We start from the raw sequence: 411 nt of genomic DNA, 5'->3' as shown, positions 1-411 counted from the left end.
CACGATCTTCGGCTTTTTCTAACTGTTTTTTTAGAAAATCAATTTGGTTTTTGAGTTCTACAACTGTTTTATCAGTGTATTCAGATGTATTTTGATTTTGTATTGGAGACGTATCGATACGTTTTACTTGTTTTACTCCAAAAGGTTCTCCATAGACACGAAGAAGTTCTGAAAAATCTATAAAACCATCGTGGTCACGGCTTAACACACCGTTTTTTATATCTTTATATAGCGTAGCTCGAGATTTTTTATACAGGGTTGCAGCATCACTAACACTGTATTTTGTAGCTGTATTCATAGTGTATTGCTGTGTATTTTGAAACGTATTGGAGAATACAATATGTGTATTCTCCAATACACTCAAGCTTTAAAGCCTAAGTTTTTTAGATGAGGCAAAAACTGTTTTTGCTG

The 411-nt window shown here is 33.3% G+C and carries 1 protein-coding gene; it reads right to left on the bottom strand.

The genetic code is table 11. From position 1 onward, the window contains the following. The coding region (locus ACLF5H_RS37365; protein WP_421680415.1) for a plasmid replication DNA-binding protein at positions 1–364 on the bottom strand (364 nt) is incomplete at its 3' end. Between the last annotated feature and the right edge of the window lie 47 nt (positions 365–411).

Origin of the sequence: Streptomyces sp. LaBMicrA B280 (genome assembly GCF_049222185.1) — a bacterium.
GTDB classification, from domain to species: Bacteria; Actinomycetota; Actinomycetes; order Streptomycetales; family Streptomycetaceae; genus Streptomyces; species Streptomyces murinus.
Note: the sequence above shows the minus strand (reverse complement) of the source record. Positions and strands in the feature narration are given on the sequence as shown.